The sequence below is a fragment of the Corynebacterium sp. ES2715-CONJ3 genome, assembly GCF_024814365.1.
Classification (GTDB): Bacteria; Actinomycetota; Actinomycetes; order Mycobacteriales; family Mycobacteriaceae; genus Corynebacterium.
In genome coordinates, this window is the sequence record NZ_JANUXS010000001.1 from 231,254 (window position 1) to 244,980 (window position 13,727).

A 13,727-nucleotide genomic window follows, 5' to 3' on the forward strand; every position below is an offset into this window, starting at 1 on the left:
AGGAAGGCATAAATCATGACAGACAAGCACGAGCCACCATTAGGTGAAGATCCAGGTTCTGAGGGTTTCCAGCACCCGGAGAGTGCTCAACCGTATAGCGAAAATCCATATGGCTACTACGGTGATGGCACCTCAGCCGGCTTTTCCGATCCTGTCCAGGATCGACCAGATAAGATCAACCCCTACACTGAAACACGCATGGTGACTCGGGACAAGGGCCTCGATATCATGATGGCCTTTAGCTACGCCTTCAAGGCTACGTTTGCTAAGCCTTTACTCTGGATCGGCGGGGCGGCGCTCTTTCTCCTGCTGAGCCTGATTGTCGGTATAGCGTACGGTGTCTTAGGGTTTTACAGCTCAGGTGGGATGATCGCTGACCCCAACGCGGTTGATGGAGCTATCTATGAGGTACAAGCAGAGGATTCGCTGAGTTCGACCCTCCTCACATTTGGGATCTCCCTAATCATTGCTGCACTTTCCCCATTCTTGCTGGCTCTCCTCCTTGACCAGATTGATGGTCGCCCATTGAGCTGGGCAGGAATGAAAGAGCGCACTAACTATGTTCCTGTTTTCCTTGTGGCGCTTCTTGTAAGCCTGATTATTCAGGTACCAACGCTTCTCATTCAAGTAGCTCTCGGTGCTAACTCCTCCACGATGTTTGTTGATCCAGAAACTGGCCTCCCCACAGTGGCCATTGGGGCTCTTATTACGACCGTGTTGGTTTCTAACTTGTGGCTCTTTATTGCCTCGCTGTTCTTAAGCTTCTGTGAGTATTTGGTTGCTGATCGCCGCGATTCGGTAATTGGTTCCATCGGCACGTCAATCTCAATTGTTCTGAAGAACTTTTTCCCAGTTTTAGGAGCCACCCTTCTCATTGGTTTAGTAGCCGGTCTGGGAACTATCGTGACCTGCGGTTTGGGCGCAGTCATTCTGTTGCCCGCCATATACCATTTTTCCGTGCATATGTATCGGCAGCTTGCTCACGGAGAGTACCCGGAGATGTAGAAAAAAATTGCCCGCCTATGCGGGCAATTTTTTTACCTGATCCCAGGACGCTGGTGCCGAATATCATCAAAGGCGCGGGTAATAAGCTGTCCTAGGAGTTCGAAGTCAGTGGTACGTATCGAGGAATTTCTAAACGCTAAGCCTACCTCTCGCGAAGCCGTGACTCCCTCGGCAAAAGATGCTGTGGCCACATGCGTTCGAGAGCACTCGATTGCTTCAGCGGATTCGGGAATGAGGGTAGCTCCCATACCTGCGGTAATGAGCTGTAAAACGGTGGTTAGGGACGCCACGCGAGTTTCTTTGTATGTTGTGGGTAAAAAGTTATGGTCAGCCTGGCGGCACAAGTCTACTACTTGATCCCGGAGACAATGGCCATCATCAAGGAGGAGGAGCGATACATCTTTGAGGTTCTCCAATACTAAGTCGTCGCGCCCGGCTAGGGAATGATCAGCAGGAACCACCATGAGAAAGGACTCTGTGTAGAGAGAAATCTCATGCAGACCCGCTGTATTCGTAGGTAAAGCTAGTAATGCGCAGTCTATGGTGCCATCTCGCAACTGGTTAATGAGATGGTGTGTTTGATCTTCAACGATTTGGAGTTCTAAATTGGGATACTCTTCTCGTACTTTCGTAAATATCTGCGGCAAAATATAGGGTGCGATGGTGGGGATAATACCTAAAGAGAGGGGGCCGGTAAGCGTGCCTGAGGCGCCGTGAGCGTGGGCGATAAAGGTGTCTGCAGCGTCTAAGGTAGCCTTGGCGAGTGGGAAGAGCTTCTCGCCGGCTGGAGTAATAATAACTCGCCTGGTGGAACGCTCAATCAGTTGTACTCCTAAGCCTTGTTCGAGAGCAACGAGGGCTTGTGAGAGCGAGGGTTGGGAGATATTTAATTTACTGGCCGCTGTACCGAAATGTTTATTCTCCGCAATAGTGACGAAGGTGCGAAGCTGGGCGAGGGTAGGCCGATACTCTTTGTTCATCATAGCTATAGACAATAGCAAAGGAAGTATTATTTTCAGTTGATCTATAGCAGAAAATTAACAATGAAAGTCGATATTTTGAGTTGAGTGGGTAACCCTGGGTGAGGGAACCCAGTTAGCAAGATTGATAGTCAAAACCTTTTTCTCCATTCTTTAATTATAGGTTCAGTCGTTAGCGCAATGTGTCTATCGGATGTAAGATATCAATGGAGAGCCGGTTCATCGGCCGACAGTTTCAGAAACCATCCGCTTGAAGGAGCATACCCATGGCAGTTTTGTCTATTGGCGAAAAATTCCCCGAATTCAGTCTCACCGCACTCAAAGGTGGCGACTTGCACGATGTCAACGCCGCCTCACCTGAAGATTACTTCGAGACTGTTTCCCTCGACGCATATCAAGGTAAGTGGAAGGTAATTTTCTTCTACCCCAAAGACTTCACCTTCGTGTGCCCAACCGAAATTGCTGCTTTTGGAAAGCTCAACGAGGATTTCGAAGATCGCGATACCCAGGTACTCGGTGGTTCCGTTGACAACGAGTTCTCCCACTTCAACTGGCGAGCACAGCACGAAGATCTCAAGAGCATTCCTTTCCCGATGTTCTCCGATATCAAGCACGAGTTGGTTCGCGCTCTCGGTGTTGAAAACGCCGACGGCGTAGCTGATCGGGCAACCTTCATTGTAGATCCTGATGGATATATTCAATTTGTCACAGTGACTCCAGATGCCGTGGGTCGCAATGTTGACGAGGTCCTGAGGGTTCTTGACGCTCTGCAGTCGGAAGAAGTTTGCGCCTGCAACTGGCAAAAGAACGATCCGACCAAGAGCATCGATCGCTTCTCCGTTCTTCAAGAAGGCCTGAAATAATATGAGCATTGACAACCTCAAGACTTCGGTGCCGCAATTCGCTAAGGATCTTAAACTCAACGTGAGTTCACTCGCGCGTGCTTCAGTTCTCACTGAGCAGCAAAAGTGGGGTACCTTCTTAGCTGCAGCAGCAGCATCCCGTAATGCTGTGGTACTACAGGAAATAGCTGCTGAAGCTAAGGAAAATCTGAGCCCCGAAGCGTATGAAGCAGCGTTTGCTGCAGCTTCTATTATGGGCATGAATAATGTCGCTTATCGCGCCAAAGGGTGGCTCGGCGACGATTATGCCCAGGTCCGCTTGGGCCTTCGCATGAATGTCATGGCTAATCCCGGAGTGGACAAGTCAGATTTTGAACTATGGGCCACCGCAGTTTCGACCATCAACGGCTGCGAACACTGCACGATTGCGCATGAGGACATTCTGCGTAAAGAAGGGCTCAGCAAGGAGCAAATCTTCGAGGCCATCAAGATCGCAGCAACCGTTCACGGGCTAGCTCAAGCTTTCGATATCGACGAAATTCTCAGCTAGTACAGCAAACGCCTGAAATCTCCTTGGTCTTCCAACCGAGGGGATTTTTCCTTTATCCGACAAAATCGATCGAAGCAAAGCGTACTTCGCCCGCCTCATCTGAGGCATCGAGATCGACATGAGCTATGAAACGGAAAGCCCGATCATCCTCGGGATCCTTGAGGATTTGGGTGGCCTTCATAACCCTGCCTTCCTCCTTAAGGTGGAAGTAGTCACCGCTGCGCGCCGCGGAACTTGTGTCTATATCCGCGTACTCGTCAAAATAATTATCCATCCAAGCCCCAAAGTCTGGTTGAGGGCTTAAATAATCGGTCATGGTCTCGAGCTCTGCCTCTTTCTCCCAGGCGAAAAGCGACAGCAACCGAAACATTGCATTGCGCACCATAATGCCGAAGGCACGACGATTAGCGCTGACTGCCGTTGGATCTTCCACTCCAAAGGCTAATTCCTGCTGGAGAGTCATTTCGGAGATAGGCGCGTCAGGATCTGCCATTTGCGCCCATTCGTCGACAAGAGAAGAATCGACTTGGCGCACTACTTCGCCAAGCCAAACAATAATATCGTCTAGCTCCTCATTGAGAAATTCAGTCGGCACTGAATGTCGTAGTGTGCGCCAGGCGTCCGTGAGATAGCGCAAGATGACCCCTTCTGCGCGGGCTAAAGAATAGGTGGCCACCAGATCCGAGAACGTCATGCCTTTCTCTATCATTTCTCGCACGACCGATTTGGGTCGTAGCTCGAATTCTCGCGCCCATGGGACCTCCTGAGCATAGAGCTCGTAGGCCTTTTCTAACTCTTCCGCTAGCGGTTTGGGCCACGTAATATCCTCAACGATGGCCATGCGCTCGGTGTAGTCAACCCCCTCTGCCTTCAATTCCGCGATTTCTTCTCCTCGACGCTGCTTTTGCTGTGCAATCAAGAGGACTCTGGGGTCTTCCAGAATCGCCTCATACGTACTCACCACATCAAGAGCAAAGGTGGGGCTATCCGGGTCGAGGAGTTCCAGAGCCGCCATTGCAAAAGGACTCAATGGTTGATTGAGGGCGAAATCTCGCTGGAGCTCTTGGGTAAGAATATAGCGTCTCCCCGTGGCATCTAGGGTTTCAAGTCGCTTGGCGATCCCAGCATCCAAGAGACTGCGGAATAGCTCGAGAGCTTTGAGAATATCTTTGTTTTGCTTGCCGCGCCGGTCGTGATTACTGCGCACTAAATGGCGCATATGCTCAAATCCGTCACCCTCGCGGGACAAAATATTAATCAGCATGGAGGTGCTTACTCTGAACTGACTGCGTAAACCCTCAGATTCCGCTTCGATGAGTCGTTCAAAGGTCTTCTTAGTCCAGGTAATTTCCCCATCACGTGCAGACTTTTTGCGTAGCTTCCTGATTTTCGCAGGATCTGCACCTGCGCGTTCTCGCATCCGCCAATTCTCAATTTCATGTTCGGTTGCCTCAACGACCACGTAGCCAACAGAGTCAAAGCCTGCTCGACCCGCTCGACCCGCTATCTGGTGGAACTCCCGGGATGCTAAAATGCGCATCTTAGAGCCGTCAAATTTAGCTAATCCCGTAAAGAGTACCGTGCGGATTGGGACATTAATGCCCACGCCGAGTGTGTCTGTTCCGCAGATAACCTTCAGTAGACCCGTTTGCGATAATTTTTCCACTAAACGCCGATATTTCGGCAACATGCCAGCATGGTGCACTCCAATTCCACGCCGCAATAGTGAAGATAGAGTTTTGCCGAAGGTGGTGGTGAAACGAAAATCACCTATCTCTTGTGCAATCTTCTTTTTCTCTTCAGCATTGACTATGGACAGGCTGGTTAGGGATTGCGCTCTCTCAATGGCATCGCGCTGGGTAAAATGTACAACATAGACAGGAGCCTTGGAGGTACTCAGAATATTCTCAATTGTCTCATGAATGGGGGTGTAGACAAACGAGAAATCAAGCGGAACCGGACGCTTTGTATCTTGACCGATGAGGGAAGTTGTCCGACCAGTTCGGGCGCTCAAATCCTCCCTTAAAAAGCGAGTCTCGCCCAGAGTTGCAGACATAAGCAAGAATTGGGCTTGTGCCAATTCGATAAGAGGTACTTGCCACGCCCAACCACGATCCGGCTCGGAGTAATAGTGAAATTCATCCATTACTACTAGGTCTATATCTGCATCTTTACCCTCACGCAAGGCAATATTGGCAACAATTTCTGCGGTCGCGCATATGATCGGAGCGTTACCGTTGACAGTGGCGTCGCCAGTCATCATGCCGACAGATTCCGCGCCAAAAATCTCACACAGAGCGAAGAATTTTTCATTAACTAAAGCTTTAATGGGGGCGGTGTAGAAACTACGCTGGCCGCGAGCGAGAGCAATGAAGTGTGCTGCAATGGCCACCATTGATTTCCCACTTCCTGTGGGGGTTGCAAGGATAACGTTATCACCAGCAACTAAGCTGAAAACTGCCTCATCCTGAGCAGGGTAGAGGCTAATTGAGCGGGACGTAGCCCATTGCTGGAAGGAGTCATAGATAACCTCATCAATGAGAGAATCAGGCACCTCCGCTAAATCGGGCAATACCTCGGTCAATTTCATAGCCACCCTCGCTTACGACTTAGCTGTTTAACTCAGAAAAGCTCTTTGAACTCAATTATTCAGATTTATCATCTTCAATGTCCTGCAAAAAACGTTCAAACTCAGCACCAAGCTTCTCTGCATCAAGAATCTCGTTGCCGAGAAGGGAAGCACGTCCCCGTTCGGATTCGATTTTCTCTCGGTAACGCGCCATCGACTCATCATATTGGTGCTCAAGATGTTCTACGATACTCAACATTTCAGGATGAGACTGCACTTGCTCCTGGATCATGGCAAATACCTTAGGTATATCCTCCTTCAAGCTTCCCAACGGTAACTCCAGGTCCAATGTATTGGCGGCCTCCTGAAGAAGGGTAAATGTTGCCTCGGGATAGTCAGAGGCTGCCACGTAGTGGGGAATATGTGCTGTATAGCCGCCCACTTTCCGCCCGGAATCCGCCAGCGCCTTTTCGATAAAAAGCGATGCTGATCCCGGTACTTCTAAGCGTGTATCAAGGGTGTAGTGCTCAGCGAGTAATTCCTGTGAATTGCCGTGCGCGCTTAGAACCAGGGGACGTGTGTGGGGAACCGTCATAGGAACGGCGTAGAGGCACAGCGTGCGGGAGACATTGAACTGCTCGACCAAATCGGCAATGACCTCACTAAAGGCCTCCCAACGTAGATCTGGTTCGGGACCGGACAACAGAAGGAAGGACTTATTCTTCGTATCTTTGAGCACATGAAGCGCCAGCATGAAATCGTCAATATGGGCGACCGAGTTATTGTCCACCGTTACTGTAGGACGGCGGGAGCGATAATCTAAGAGCTCGTCACTGTTAAAGGAAGCGACGAGATGATGCTCTAATGCGGCCAGGAGATGCTCCGCGCTGTCACTCACAGCGGAGCCGGCATCGGCGAAGCCATCGAGGGCAATAATGAGAGAGGGGCCCTCGTTCCTCGCCGCAGAAAACTCCGGAGCAGGAAATTCGAGTTCATATATGCGCTTTTCCATGGCACACCTCCCTAGTAGATAGTTAAAGGTCAATTCTAGCCGATTTAGTCAAACACTGAATTTTTCTTAAAACTACCTCGTTATCCACAATTATCCGGACCCCACGACGCTCCGCCGCGCGAGGACCAACACGAGGCGCTCTGATGGATATATGAAACCATTCGACGCTGCAATATTCCTGTACAGCCTTTCGCCATACCTTGGAGCTCCGTCAGATAAAAGGATAGTTGTAGCGGCGCTTGATGCTTCGCACTCCATTGTGGCGGTATTCGCCCTCAGAGATACCGAAGCCGTCCCAGAGCTAGCAGAGAAAATATCGGCGATGGCTCCACGGTATTGTTTCGGTCTCATCATCCACGGCGAGCTAGATCCTGGCCCATTGCTCAAATCTCTCCACCCACTCCGTCCTCTCGATGGCTGCTGGCTCATCCCTTCCTTGAGCGCCGGTGAGCGGTACCATCTTGCTTTTACCGATAAGAAATCCAATCTCAAGCAAAAGGGTTTTATCACTGGTCGCATCCCAACTTCCGCTGCATCCACGGAAGCTAAAAGTAGAAAGATGGTGGCTCGCGCTCAGGTTGATCCCGACACTCTGTTGAATCGCTGTCACGACCTAGCGACCATTCTTCTCAGCATCGAAGCGGATCCTTTACGGCCGATCACTGATTGCGATATAGATGTGCTCGCCCAGTTTATGGGGCATATAACCCTACGAGACGCCGTTCTTCGAGTGCTCTTTATAAGCCCCGGAGCGGCCATAAAACTTGCCCACGAGGTGGCAGCGCGGTACGGCGGAGATATTCGGGCAAATGCCCTATGTTGCGTGAACCTTGCCCACTGCATCGCCAACCCAAATGATGAGCGCGCCGTGGGGGAGTTGGACCCTCATCACCGACTTAGTCAACTCATATATGAGTGTTATACAGCAGGTAAAAAAGAAGAGCTCATCGAGGCCGCAAAAAGAGGGTGTGACCGTACCTGGCTTAACCTCCTCAAAAATGGCCGCGCTGCCGCCTAGCTACTGTGCGCTTGATCTCCAAGGTTGGAGGTAAACGCCCACGCATCTTCTATAATGGTGCGCAGGTCCTTATGCTCTGGTTTCCAGCCCAGCTCTTTCTGAGCTTTGCTCGAGGATGCAATAAGCACAGCTGGATCCCCGGCACGTCTGGGCTTAATTTCTGCAGGGATCGAATGACCAGTAACCTCTCGGCAGGTATCTATGACTTCTTTGACCGAATAACCATCACCAGAACCAAGATTGAAAATCCTGTGGGTGAAGGGAGTATTACTCTCTAGTGCAAGGGCATGTGCTTGGGCTAAGTCAAGAATATGGATATAGTCGCGAATACAGGTACCATCTGGGGTCGGCCAATCGTCGCCGAAAATCATGATCTTTTCACGATGCCCCATAGCAACCTGGAGGACGAGCGGTATTAAATGGGTTTCAATCTCTCGGTTTTCTCCGATAGGTCCATAAGCTCCGGCTACGTTGAAATACCGCAGTGACGTGGCTCCCAAGCCATAGGCATGAGCATACGAAGAAATAGCATGATCGATCGCTAGTTTCGTGGCCCCGTATGGGTTCGTCGGCGAAGTAGGCATATCTTCGGTGATGGGCACCTCATCGGGTTCACCGTAGGTAGCAGCCGTGGAACTAAAAACCAGGTTATTAACCCCATGGCGTCGCATGCTGTCGAGAATGCCAAGAGTGGTGATGACATTACCGTGCCAGTAGTCGTGAGGTTTTTCTACTGATTCACCTACAAGGGAGCGAGCTGCGAAGTGGAGGATGCCGTCGATACGCCCAGAAGCGAGCACGGGATCAATGAGGTCAGCCACTTCGCCTTCGTGAAGCTGCGCCTTCTTGGGTACGGCCTCGCGGTTTCCGGTGGAGAAATTATCGATAATGACAACCTCGTGACCGCGTTCTATGAGGTACTGGGCGCACACGCTACCTACATAGCCTGCGCCTCCGGTAACTAGGAGTTTCAAACCCTTAGCCTTTCTAGTGTCTAGAGAGCTTCAACCCGAACGGCGTGAGCCATCTCCTCATCGAGGTGGATCACCTTGTCTCCCTTTATCAGAGAGATGCCCCCATCTTCGCGGTGCTGGAGTTCTACCGTGGTTCCCACAGTCATCTCCGCGTCATACAACATTTTGAAATAATGTGGGTCTACTTGGAGGATTTCATTAATTTGAACGATGCGTACCTGCTGAATAGTGCTGATATTCCTAGTATCAGTGGCACGGACCCCCGGACCTGCGGGCTCCTGAAGGTGAACACCGAGCTGCTCAAGCCCTGGGATGGGGTTGCCGAAGGGTGACCGTTCGCAATTGCCAATCACTGAAATAACACGCCGCTCAACTTCTTCGCTCATAACATGTTCCCAGCGGCACGCTTCTTCATGCACCTTATTAATGTCGAGGCCTAAGATATCGACAAGCAGGCGCTCGGCCAGGCGGTGTTTACGCATGACAGAAATGGCGAGTGCTCGCCCCTTCACAGTCATCTGGAGGCTGCGATCGCTAGCGACAACGACGAGGCCGTCGCGTTCCATACGGGCAATAGTTTGACTCACTGTAGGTCCGGATTGTTCGAGGCGCTCGGCAATACGTGCCCGTAGGGGAGTGATCCCTTCTTCTTCTAATTCGAAGATGGTGCGCAAATACATTTCAGTAGTGTCAACGAGGTCTTTCATGGCTTAGCCTTCCATTCGCAGTGAGTCACCACCAGGGCGCTTTTCCCAATAATTATAGGTGGAATTTATGCTCGGGTGAATTTTAATAGTAAACAAAATGTGGGATGACCCACGCAGAGGTCTCGTGGAATAAATAATAACAACAAAAGCCCCAAGGCGGAGAAGTGGTGTCCACCACACCTAGCACAGGCACTAAGGCTGGCACATTCAGGGCGTTAATCAGACGTTAATCAGGCGTTAATCAGGCGTCGAACAACCTTGAGAAAAGGGTTACCCCCAAGGGGATAACCCGATCGTCTTATCTAGTGGGCATAGGCTCGTAATTTTTCGGCCCGATCGCCATCGCGCAATTTCCGCATGACTTCGCGCTCGATCTGACGTACCCGCTCCCGCGAAAGCCCATAACGGCGCCCAATCTGATCGAGGGTGCGAGGAACGCCATCATCGAGCCCATAACGCATTCGGATCACATCTTGTTCGCGCTGCTCTAGGGTGGAGATTACCTCTCTAATATCGGCATGTCGCAGGGTAGCAACCACCGAAGCTTCTGCATCTGCAGCCTCAGAGTCCTCGATGAAATCACCTAATGGAGCTTCCTCATCCGCGCCCACCGGCATATCAAGCGAGACGGGATCACGCGATTGGCGTAGAAGCATCTCAATCTTTGAGGCATCAATACCCGTTTCCTCGGCAAGCTCTTCGTGGGTAGCCTCGCGCCCGAGGTGCTGATAGAGCTCACGCTTGGTTCGCGAGAGCTTATTAACTTGCTCAACCAGATGAACTGGAAGGCGAATAGTGCGCGACTGATCCGCCATCCCCCGGGTAATCGCCTGCCTAATCCACCACGTTGCATACGTGGAGAATTTGAAGCCTTTCGAATAATCAAATTTCTCCATGGCACGGATGAGTCCCAGGTTTCCTTCTTGAATGAGATCAAGCAGAGGCATCCCGCGACCGGTGTATCTTTTGGCTAAGGAAACAACTAACCGCAGATTAGCTTCCAGGAGGTGTGATCGAGCCTTTCGCCCGTCGCGTACTAATACTTTCAAATCGCGTTTCATGGCTCGGGTGAGGGGACGTTCGGCCGATTGCAGGAGATGCTCGGCATACAGACCGACCTCGATAGTTTGAGCGAGGTAGACCTCATCTTCCGCGTTAAGCAGGGCGGTCTTGCCAATACCATTGAGATAGACACGAACAAGATCTGCGGAGGGGTTATCATTGGTTTGTCCCCGTCGCGAGCGGGTATCCACTTCTGGACGGGGGTTGTCGAGAATATTTTCCTGCACAGCATCATCAGTGTTCTCGGTGTATTTAGCAGCCGTCATCGACTTGTGCCCCGCTTTCTCCGTCTTATACTCAAGCACGCTACTTTACTCACAGCGATAAACTAATCTGAGGTAGATGTGGTAGCGACGTTTCTATATTTAACAACGGGGCATCGATGGATTTTGTTCCCCTAGGCCGAATGCGCGCCTACTTCTGGAAAAAAATTATTTCCTTCGCTGTCACAGTGTGGCTCGAGTATCCACGAGAACCGTATACGGCCCCTCATTAACACTCTCCACCTGCATATCTGCCCCGAATACCCCCTGTTCGCAGGAAATACCGCGGTTGGCGAGCTTCGAAACTACAGCATTAAAGAGGGCACGCGCTTGCTCAGCGTGAGCGGCATCGGACCACGAAGGTCGCCGCCCTTTTGCGGTTCGTCCTAAAAGGGTGAACTGGGAAACAAGGAGAACTGGGGCTGCCAAGTCCGAGATGCTACGCTCGCCCTTGAGAATTCTCAGTTCTGCTATCTTGCGCACCATCGTGTCAACGTCAGATTCATCGTCAGTTGCTGCGACACCAATAAGGGCCAGTATGCCGCCATATTCCGGACACGAAATCTGGCCAACTATGTGGCCATCTACCCTAACTTGAGCCTCGCTGACACGCATTAAAACTGCCCTCATACTAGGACCCAGATAGAAGATCGGCAGGAATGATAAATCCGTGACGAATCAGATCCACTACCGCGGGGAGCGCAGCTTGTTGGGTTAGATCCGGATCGAGACCACGACTGATAGCAAAGAGTTCGATAACTTCGCTGAGGTTAAGGCCTTCAGGGTGTAGCCCAGCCAAAATAGCGGCTAGCTCGGCGTCGATATCGTGAGACCATCTCGGTCCGTCCATGCGGGTTATTCGCCTGGCTGCGGGAACAAAGCCCATAGCCTCTTCTGCATCTGCCACACTTATCTCCTCCTGGGCAATACCGGGACGCACCTGATAGCGAGCCTGCAGAATCTCGTTCTCGGTCTGGGCGTGCAGCCACGAGATACGGGCGAAATACTCTTCAGCCTCTTGAGCAAGATCCTCAATGGGGTGGGTGAGTTCTTCAACAAGAATATCTGACGGCAGATCATCAGAGATTCTCTTGATGAAGACAAAACCGAATCCGATGGCTAAGACATGATGGGAAGCAAAAAAGTCGAGCCAATGGAGAGTCTTGTGAGCACCCTGTTCGCTCCGGGGATCGATGGATTCATCGCGTAGCCACGTGCCGCAATAATGTTCAGGCGAAACCCGGTCGCGTTCGAGTATCCAACACATCACACCCTTATCTGGAAGCCACGATGCTAAACGCTGCTGGAAGGAGTGCCCGGACTCGTGAATCCACGATCCTAAAAGCGTAGCTGTGCCGTCCATATTGAGATAGTCGGGTATATTTTCCATCAATAACTGCGTTGCTCCATCAAGAGCGAGACCTGAATCTCGATAGATATGCGAGACATCATCAGGACCAACCACGAAGGGTGGGTTGGCGATAATGCGGTCGAAGCGACGCCCGCGGACTGGCTCAAACCAGCTCCCGCGCTGAATATCAACGGTGGCGCGGTTATCGGATATCAGCCCTGCTGTGTCCACGAGGGTTGCGTGGGCAAATAGCAGAGCACGTGGATGAATATCGGTCGCCGTGATCGACTCTGCCGCGTGCAACTGGCCCAATACCTGGATGCCGGACCCGGTTCCCAGATCGAGTACCGAGGACACAGCACTGCGACTGGTTGCCGATAACAAAGAGAGGCTGGCTGCACCCACCCCTAGAACGTGATCCTTTCCGGGGATGTAGTTACTCAACTGAGAGGCATCGCAGTCCGAAAAAACAAAATAGTCATTGCCGTCAACTCTGTGGGGATGGATATCGATGAGCGCAGTCACGTGGCTATCGTTTGCGGATTTAGGCCCCAAGATGCCGACTCGAATCAGGTCGTGGAGCAGTTCGCTGCCGAAAATTTTGGTGAGATCTTCCTCGCTTAACGCCCGATGAAGGAGAAATACAGTTATTAATTGAGCCAGTGGTTGGGTTCGGCTATTTCTCATAGAAAAAAGCACCGCATGGGGTTCGCCTCGGTAGAGGGCCTTATAGGCATTCTCGCCTAAAAATTCGCGCACCCCATCAGCCGTGAACTCGTAACTGATAAGGGCTGCCTTTAGTTGGGCAGCACAACGCACAAAGTCATCGTGTTGTTCCTGCAGATGATCAGTGGCGGGAAATTTCATAAAGTTTCGTCACTTTCTCAGATTAGTTTGTATCGCCGGAGTCAATAGCGGCGGGACCAGGCCGGGAATTGTGGGATAATTGCTGGCGCGCCAGAGCCGGCTTGTACACAGATCTTTCGCGCGGATCACGCGGTTGTCCCACTCCATTAGCGATGACTACCGCGATCCATGGTAACGGGACCGAGATGACAAATAGCACGGCAGAGAACCACACCAACTCGAGATATAGGTAGCTAAATGCCGCGAGTGCTAGAAATGGCAGCCTGATCGCTTGGATGATCGCATATTGGCGTTCGCGTTGCTTCCGATTCTCAGCCGGGGACTGCCGAGCCGACGTAATGAGCGCAGCTTTTTTCCTTCTCCCAGGCCACCATATTCTCTGACTCATCCGTTGTGCGGAGAGTGGTCGGGAGGTAGCGTCGATAATGGTAGGCGAGGAGTCAGGTGCCGCGCCTGTGTGCGAGGTATCTCGTTTATCCTGCTCCATAGCTATAAATCTAGTCTCGCTTCGCGTCAGAGGCGAACGT

13 protein-coding genes are annotated in these 13,727 nt (G+C 51.4%); 4 read left to right on the forward strand and 9 right to left on the reverse strand.

Annotated elements, in window-relative coordinates; genetic code table 11:
* Positions 1-15 precede the first annotated feature (15 nt).
* Entirely contained in the window at positions 16-1,005 is a 990-nt protein-coding gene (locus NXT00_RS01035; protein ID WP_259157733.1) for a hypothetical protein, read from the forward strand.
* Between the two features lie 32 nt (positions 1,006-1,037).
* Here NXT00_RS01035 and NXT00_RS01040 read toward each other — a convergent pair whose 3' ends face one another.
* A complete protein-coding gene (locus NXT00_RS01040; protein WP_259076476.1) occupies positions 1,038-1,988 on the reverse strand; it encodes a hydrogen peroxide-inducible genes activator in 951 nt (316 codons plus the stop codon).
* A gap of 263 nt (positions 1,989-2,251) precedes the next feature.
* Between NXT00_RS01040 and NXT00_RS01045 the strand changes: the two genes are divergently transcribed.
* On the forward strand, positions 2,252-2,848 hold the full coding sequence (locus tag NXT00_RS01045) for a peroxiredoxin (protein ID WP_259076477.1): 597 nt from the start codon (positions 2,252-2,254) through the stop codon (positions 2,846-2,848).
* 1 nt (position 2,849) lies between these two features.
* Positions 2,850-3,377 (forward strand): carboxymuconolactone decarboxylase family protein, encoded by a 528-nt coding sequence (locus tag NXT00_RS01050; RefSeq protein WP_259076478.1) that lies wholly within the window; start codon positions 2,850-2,852, stop codon positions 3,375-3,377.
* A gap of 52 nt (positions 3,378-3,429) precedes the next feature.
* Here NXT00_RS01050 and NXT00_RS01055 read toward each other — a convergent pair whose 3' ends face one another.
* Both NXT00_RS01055 and NXT00_RS01060 read right to left on the reverse strand, forming a co-directional pair.
* On the reverse strand, positions 3,430-5,967 hold the full coding sequence (locus NXT00_RS01055) for an RNA helicase (RefSeq protein ID WP_259157735.1): 2,538 nt from the start codon (positions 5,965-5,967) through the stop codon (positions 3,430-3,432).
* A 55-nt stretch (positions 5,968-6,022) separates the two neighbouring features.
* Positions 6,023-6,958 (reverse strand): PAC2 family protein, encoded by a 936-nt coding sequence (locus NXT00_RS01060; protein ID WP_259076488.1) that lies wholly within the window; start codon positions 6,956-6,958, stop codon positions 6,023-6,025.
* A 151-nt stretch (positions 6,959-7,109) separates the two neighbouring features.
* On the opposite strand from NXT00_RS01060, the gene NXT00_RS01065 reads away from it, so the two are divergent.
* The gene (locus tag NXT00_RS01065) at positions 7,110-7,976 is read left to right on the forward strand and encodes a DUF4192 domain-containing protein (protein ID WP_259157738.1); all 867 of its coding nucleotides are present in this window, start codon (positions 7,110-7,112) and stop codon (positions 7,974-7,976) included.
* On the opposite strand, the gene galE is transcribed toward NXT00_RS01065, so the two are convergent.
* From galE to NXT00_RS01095, 6 genes are all read right to left on the reverse strand, one after another.
* Positions 7,973-8,950, reverse strand: coding sequence for a UDP-glucose 4-epimerase GalE (gene galE / locus NXT00_RS01070; protein ID WP_259157740.1), 978 nt, complete (start codon positions 8,948-8,950; stop codon positions 7,973-7,975). The two genes, NXT00_RS01065 and galE, sit on opposite strands and share 4 nt — an antisense overlap.
* 20 nt (positions 8,951-8,970) lie before the next feature.
* Positions 8,971-9,657 carry a metal-dependent transcriptional regulator gene (locus tag NXT00_RS01075; RefSeq protein WP_259076495.1) on the reverse strand — a complete coding sequence of 229 codons (687 nt, stop codon included), beginning with the start codon at positions 9,655-9,657 and terminating at the stop codon, positions 8,971-8,973.
* 302 nt (positions 9,658-9,959) lie between these two features.
* Positions 9,960-10,985 carry a sigma-70 family RNA polymerase sigma factor gene (locus tag NXT00_RS01080; RefSeq protein ID WP_396124895.1) on the reverse strand — a complete coding sequence of 342 codons (1,026 nt, stop codon included), beginning with the start codon at positions 10,983-10,985 and terminating at the stop codon, positions 9,960-9,962.
* Between the two features lie 180 nt (positions 10,986-11,165).
* Positions 11,166-11,612, reverse strand: a complete 447-nt coding sequence (gene dtd, locus NXT00_RS01085; protein ID WP_259076500.1) for a D-aminoacyl-tRNA deacylase — start codon at positions 11,610-11,612, stop codon at positions 11,166-11,168.
* A gap of 1 nt (position 11,613) precedes the next feature.
* Positions 11,614-13,200 carry a class I SAM-dependent methyltransferase gene (locus tag NXT00_RS01090; RefSeq protein WP_259157743.1) on the reverse strand — a complete coding sequence of 529 codons (1,587 nt, stop codon included), beginning with the start codon at positions 13,198-13,200 and terminating at the stop codon, positions 11,614-11,616.
* A 22-nt stretch (positions 13,201-13,222) separates the two neighbouring features.
* Positions 13,223-13,687, reverse strand: coding sequence for a DUF3099 domain-containing protein (locus NXT00_RS01095; protein WP_259157745.1), 465 nt, complete (start codon positions 13,685-13,687; stop codon positions 13,223-13,225).
* Between the last annotated feature and the right edge of the window lie 40 nt (positions 13,688-13,727).

What these genes read in the sequence shown, in the direction of transcription:
- dtd (WP_259076500.1), bottom strand. Translation starts at nt 11,612, where the DNA reads ATGAGGGCAGTTTTAATGCGTGTCAGCGAGGCTCAAGTTAGGGTAGAT.
- NXT00_RS01090 (WP_259157743.1), bottom strand. Translation starts at nt 13,200, where the DNA reads ATGAAATTTCCCGCCACTGATCATCTGCAGGAACAACACGATGACTTT.
- NXT00_RS01095 (WP_259157745.1), bottom strand. Translation starts at nt 13,687, where the DNA reads ATGGAGCAGGATAAACGAGATACCTCGCACACAGGCGCGGCACCTGAC.
- NXT00_RS01050 (WP_259076478.1), top strand. Translation starts at nt 2,850, where the DNA reads ATGAGCATTGACAACCTCAAGACTTCGGTGCCGCAATTCGCTAAGGAT.
- NXT00_RS01065 (WP_259157738.1), top strand. Translation starts at nt 7,110, where the DNA reads ATGAAACCATTCGACGCTGCAATATTCCTGTACAGCCTTTCGCCATAC.
- NXT00_RS01075 (WP_259076495.1), bottom strand. Translation starts at nt 9,657, where the DNA reads ATGAAAGACCTCGTTGACACTACTGAAATGTATTTGCGCACCATCTTC.
- NXT00_RS01040 (WP_259076476.1), bottom strand. Translation starts at nt 1,988, where the DNA reads ATGATGAACAAAGAGTATCGGCCTACCCTCGCCCAGCTTCGCACCTTC.
- NXT00_RS01055 (WP_259157735.1), bottom strand. Translation starts at nt 5,967, where the DNA reads ATGAAATTGACCGAGGTATTGCCCGATTTAGCGGAGGTGCCTGATTCT.
- NXT00_RS01045 (WP_259076477.1), top strand. Translation starts at nt 2,252, where the DNA reads ATGGCAGTTTTGTCTATTGGCGAAAAATTCCCCGAATTCAGTCTCACC.
- NXT00_RS01035 (WP_259157733.1), top strand. Translation starts at nt 16, where the DNA reads ATGACAGACAAGCACGAGCCACCATTAGGTGAAGATCCAGGTTCTGAG.
- NXT00_RS01080 (WP_396124895.1), bottom strand. Translation starts at nt 10,985, where the DNA reads ATGACGGCTGCTAAATACACCGAGAACACTGATGATGCTGTGCAGGAA.
- NXT00_RS01060 (WP_259076488.1), bottom strand. Translation starts at nt 6,958, where the DNA reads ATGGAAAAGCGCATATATGAACTCGAATTTCCTGCTCCGGAGTTTTCT.